General features: G+C 73.0%; 4 protein-coding genes and 1 tRNA gene. 4 read left to right on the top strand and 1 reads right to left on the bottom strand.

Translation table 11 applies throughout. The features are described from left to right. Positions 1-135: 135 nt before the first annotated feature. Positions 136-672 carry a MarR family winged helix-turn-helix transcriptional regulator gene (locus tag ACFU0Y_RS17110; RefSeq protein WP_380216005.1) on the bottom strand — a complete coding sequence of 179 codons (537 nt, stop codon included), beginning with the start codon at positions 670-672 and terminating at the stop codon, positions 136-138. Between the two features lie 213 nt (positions 673-885). Here ACFU0Y_RS17110 and bcp point away from each other — a divergent pair, with 213 nt between their 5' ends. The 4 genes from bcp (at position 886) to ACFU0Y_RS17090 (ending at position 4762) form a co-directional block, all read left to right on the top strand. Continuing rightward, positions 886-1359 (top strand): thioredoxin-dependent thiol peroxidase, encoded by a 474-nt coding sequence (gene bcp / locus ACFU0Y_RS17105; protein WP_380216003.1) that lies wholly within the window; start codon positions 886-888, stop codon positions 1357-1359. A gap of 37 nt (positions 1360-1396) precedes the next feature. Then, a tRNA-Leu gene (locus tag ACFU0Y_RS17100) sits at positions 1397-1480 on the top strand. A gap of 77 nt (positions 1481-1557) precedes the next feature. Beyond that, positions 1558-3165: an ABC transporter substrate-binding protein gene (locus tag ACFU0Y_RS17095; RefSeq protein WP_380216001.1), complete on the top strand. Its 1608-nt coding sequence runs from the start codon at positions 1558-1560 to the stop codon at positions 3163-3165. Positions 3166-3277: 112 nt separating this feature from the next. After that, entirely contained in the window at positions 3278-4762 is a 1485-nt protein-coding gene (locus ACFU0Y_RS17090) for a malate:quinone oxidoreductase (RefSeq protein ID WP_380215999.1), read from the top strand. The last annotated feature ends 77 nt before the right edge of the window (positions 4763-4839 follow it).

The raw sequence follows: 4839 nt of genomic DNA, 5'->3' as shown, positions 1-4839 counted from the left end.
CCCCGGGGTCGTCGCCGTGCCCCGGGGTGCCTCCACCGCGCGGCCACGACCTCGTGGCCTGCTGCTCACGGGCACGGGGCCTCGGCCCCGTGCCGACCCGCCCGTGCCTCGCGGGCGCCGCGGGTGGCGACCGGATCAGGGAGCAGTGTCCCCCTGCGTGCCGGCCTCGGCGATCTCGCGCGACTCCTCCGGCGTGGTCGCGTCGGCGGAACCGGCGTCGGTGACGGTCCCGTCCGGCTGGACGCGCAGCTTCCAGCGGGCCCCGCCGAGGGTGGTGATGATGTCGGCCAGGGTGCGGCGCAGGTTCTCGTCCGTCAGCAGACCGTGGTCCACCAGCTCGTCCTCGAGCTGGGTGGCGGCGTCCAGGATCCGCAGGCCCTCCGGTGTGATCGAGACGAGGTGGCTGCGGCGGTCGTGGACGTTCTTGGACCGGGTGACGTGGCCGTGCAGCTCGAGCCGGTGCAGCGTCTTGCCCATGGTCTGGGCCTGCACCCGGACACGGTGCGCCAGCTGGGCCTGGGTCATGCTCCCCGCCGTCTTCAGCACGTCCAGGGCCATGACGCCCGCGTGGGTGACGCCGAGCGTGGCCAGGCGCTCGTTCCACGCGTGCTCCACGAGCCGCGCCGCGGTCGAGAGCAGTCGGTTGGTCGGCCATTGAGTGGTGAAAGGCATGCAAAGCAGTCTACCGACCTGCCCCACGGAATACAGCACCATGCTAAGCAAACTTACGAGCATTACTCCGATCGAGGGCCTCCGGCCGGCCCGCCGGCACCCCACCGGCCGCCGGAACCGGGGGACGGACGCCGGTAGTGTTCGTGGTCCGGGGCCGTCACGCGGTCCCGGACCACCGACCGCACCGACACCGCACGACGGAGGAACAACCCCATGGCAGCACGTCTCCAACCCGGCAGCCCGGCCCCCGACTTCGCCCTGCCCGACGCCCGGGGCCGGACCGTCTCGCTCGCCGACCACCGCGGGCAGCGGGTGGTCGTCTACTTCTACCCCAAGGCCTCCACCCCGGGCTGCACCACGCAGGCCTGCGACTTCCGGGACAGCCTGGCACGCTTCGCCGCGGACGGCTTCGCCGTGCTCGGCATCTCCCCGGACCGCCCGGAGGCGATCGCCCGGTTCGCCGAGGAGGAGTCCCTCACCTTCCCCCTGCTCTCCGACGCCGACCACCGCGTCGCCGAGGCCTACGGGGCCTGGGGCGAGAAGAAGAACTACGGGAAGACCTACGAGGGCCTCGTGCGCTCCACCGTGGTGGTCGGACCCGCCGGCGAGGTGGAGCTCGCGCAGTACAACGTGCGCGCCACGGGCCACGTGGCGAAGCTGCGCCGCGACCTCGGCCTGGAGGGCTGAGGCTAGGATGGTCGAGGGGCCCGGAGGGGCCCCTCCGGCGCGAGTGGTGGAACTGGCAGACACGCAGGATTTAGGTTCCTGTGCCCTGACCGGCGTGCGGGTTCGAGTCCCGCCTCGCGCACCCCGCCGCCCCGGGCCGTGCCCGGGCACGGCCCACGACGACACCGACGACCGATCCGGCGAGGCAGCGAAGGACCCATGGCGCCCAGGCGAACCCCCCGCACCGCGGTCGCGCTCACGCTCGTCGCGGGGCTCCTCGTCCTCGGCGGGTGCACCCCGGCGGACGAGGAGCCGGCCTCCCCGGCCGCCACCCGCTCCGTGCCCGGCGGGGAGTTCGTCTTCGCCAACGCCGCGGCCGCCCCCACCCTGGACCCGGCCACGGTCAGCATCCTGGAGACCTCCCGGATCGGGGCGCAGATGCTCGAGGGCCTGGTCGCCGCCGACCCCTCCACCGGCGAGGCGGTGCCCGCGCTGGCCGAGTCCTGGGCACGGTCCGAGGACGGTCTCGACTACACGTTCGAGCTCCGCCGGGACGTGCGCTTCCACGACGGCACCGCCCTGGACGCCGCCGCGGTGTGCACGAACTTCGAGCGCTGGGAGGAGCTGGCCGCGGACGGGACGCGGACCCCCTTCGCCACCGTCCTGCGCGCCGGTGTGCCGGGCTCCGACCCCCTCTACGCGGGCTGCGAGGCGGTGTCGGAGTCCTCGGTGGTGCTCTCGCTGACCGCGCCGCACACTCCGCTGCTCCGGGCCCTGACGCAGCCCGCCTTCGGGATCGCCTCCCCCACGGCCCTGGCGGCCGGCACGCACGGGACCCACCCCGTGGGCACCGGCCCGTTCCGCTACGAGTCGGGGGACGGGACGACCGTGGTGCTGAGCGCGAACCCGGACTACTGGGGCGAGCTCGGGGACATCGGACGGCTCGAGTTCCGCACGATCCCCGAGCCGGAGCTGCGCTACGTGGCGCTGCGGCTCGGCCAGGTGGACGGGTACGACCAGGTGGGCCTGGACTCCTTCGCCCCGCTCGCCCGCGAGGGGGTGCAGGTCCTGCAGCGCGATCCGTACTCCGTGTCCTACCTGGGCATCAACCAGGACGTCGCGCCGCTGGACGACCCCGACGTGCGGGCGGCGATCGCCTCGGCCGTGGACCGCGGGGCGATCGTGCGCGAGCACTACCCCGACGGCACCCGGGTGGCCAACCAGTTCCTGCCCGCCCGCTTCGCGATGGACGGCACGGACCTGCAGGTGCCGTCCTACAACCCGCAGCGCGCGCGGGAGCTGCTGGCGGCCTCGTCCTACGCCGGCGAGCCGCTGCGCTTCTACTACCCGCGCGGCACGTCGCGCACCTACATGCAGGAGCCCGAGAAGATCTACGCCGACATCGCCGCCCAGCTCGTGCGGGCCGGGTTCGTGATCGAGCCCGTCCCGGTGGACTGGTCGGACGGGTACGTGGAGCGGGTGCAGGCCCCGGAGGACGACCGCGCCCTGCACCTGCTGGGCCTCAACGGCGGGTACCGCGACCCGGACTACTTCACCGCCGCCCTGTTCGGCGCCCCCCGCGGGGAGTTCGGCGTGGACGGCGCGGCGCTCACCGGCGCGGTCGACCGGGCGGCGGCGCTGCCCGACGGCGAGGAGCGCTCGAGCGCCTACGCGTCGATCAACAACCGCGTGTCCCGCCTGCTGCCCGCCGTCCCCCTGGCCCATCCCATCTCGGCGGTCGCCGTCGCCGACTCGGTGACGGCCTTCCCGCTGAGCTCGACGGGCAACGAGGTCTTCAACCGCGTGGGCCTCGCCGCCGCGGAGTGAGCACCGGTCCCGACGCGCTCCCGGCCGCATGCGGGGTTCGTCCGGGCGTGGCGATAGTCTGATCCCGACCATTCACCGGCGCATCGCCGGGCGTTCAACGGGAGCAGCGACTGTGACACGACCTCAGACCACGGAATCGACCGACGTCCTCCTGATCGGCGGAGGCATCATGAGCGCCACCCTCGGCGTGTTCCTCAAGGAGCTCGAGCCGCAGTGGGACATCACGATGCTGGAGCGTCTCGACCAGGTCGGCGCGGAGAGCTCCAACGTCTGGAACAACGCCGGCACCGGGCACTCCGCGCTCTGCGAGCTCAACTACGCGCCCCAGGCCGCCGACGGGTCCGTGAGCGCGGAGAAGTCGCTCGGCATCAACGAGCAGTTCCAGCTCTCCCGCCAGTTCTGGGCCTCCCTCGTGTCCGAGGGCAAGCTCGGGGAGCCCAGCTCCTTCCTCAACCCGGTGCCGCACATGTCCCTCGTCTTCGGCGACGCGCACAGCGACTACCTGCGCCGCCGCTGGGAGGCCCTCCGGCCGAACAAGCTCTTCGAGCGCATGGAGTACACCGAGGACCGCGACAAGATCGCCGAGTGGGCGCCGCTGACCATGCACGGCCGCGGCGCGGGACGCGTGGCCGCGTCCTGGTCCCCCGAGGGCACCGACGTCGACTTCGGGGAGCTGACCCGGCAGCAGGTCGCCCATCTGCAGGCGCGCGGCGGCGTGGTCCGCTACGGCCAGCAGGTGGTGGACCTCGACCGCCAGGGCGACGGCACCTGGGTGGCGCGGGTGAAGAACCGGCTCAACGACGAGGACCACCGGCTCGTGCGCGCGAAGTTCGTCTTCGTGGGGGCCGGCGGCGGCGCCCTGCCGCTGCTGCAGAAGTCCGGCATCCGGGAGGCCAAGGGCTACGGCGGGTTCCCGGTCTCGGGCCTGTGGCTGCGCAACTCCGACGAGAACGTGGCGGCCCAGCACAACGCCAAGGTCTACGGCCAGGCCTCCGTGGGCGCTCCGCCCATGTCCGTCCCGCACCTGGACACCCGCTACGAGCACGGGCGGCGCGCCCTGCTGTTCGGCCCCTACGGAGGGTTCAAGCCCAACTTCCTGAAGCAGGGCTCCTACCTGGACCTGCCCCTGTCCGTGCGGCCGCACAACCTCTACCCGATGACCCGCGCGGGCCTGGCCAACCTGGACCTGGTGAAGTACCTGCTGAGCGAGCTGGCCAAGTCGAAGGGCCAGCGGGTCGAGGCCCTGCAGCAGTTCTACCCGACCGCGGACGGCTCGCAGTGGGAGCTGATCGAGGCCGGCCAGCGCGTGCAGGTCATGAAGCGGGACAAGGAGAAGGGCGGGGTGCTGCAGTTCGGCACCGAGCTCATCACCGCCGCGGACGGCTCCATCGCAGGCCTGCTGGGGGCCTCGCCCGGCGCGTCCACCGCGGTGCCCATCATGCTCAACCTGCTCGCCAAGTCCTTCCCGGCGCGGATGTCCGGCTGGGAGCCGCGGATCAAGGAGCTCATCCCCTCCTACGGTGTGAAGCTCAACGACAACCCGCAGCTCGCGGACGAGGTGATGGGCCGCACGGCCCAGGTGCTCGGCATCAGCTGACGCCGCGCATCGCCCGGCACGGCCCCGCCCCGCGCGGCGGGCTGTGCCGCGGGACGAGGCCCCGGACCCGACGGTCC

Source organism: Kocuria sp. NPDC057446 (assembly GCF_042802875.1).
Classification (GTDB): domain Bacteria; phylum Actinomycetota; class Actinomycetes; order Actinomycetales; family Micrococcaceae; genus Kocuria.
This window is presented reverse-complemented; position numbering and strand designations above follow the sequence as displayed.

Excerpts from the sequence above, each read along its gene's own strand:
- bcp (WP_380216003.1), top strand. The coding sequence starts at position 886 with ATGGCAGCACGTCTCCAACCCGGCAGCCCGGCCCCCGACTTCGCCCTG.
- ACFU0Y_RS17110 (WP_380216005.1), bottom strand. The coding sequence starts at position 672 with ATGCCTTTCACCACTCAATGGCCGACCAACCGACTGCTCTCGACCGCG.
- ACFU0Y_RS17095 (WP_380216001.1), top strand. The coding sequence starts at position 1,558 with ATGGCGCCCAGGCGAACCCCCCGCACCGCGGTCGCGCTCACGCTCGTC.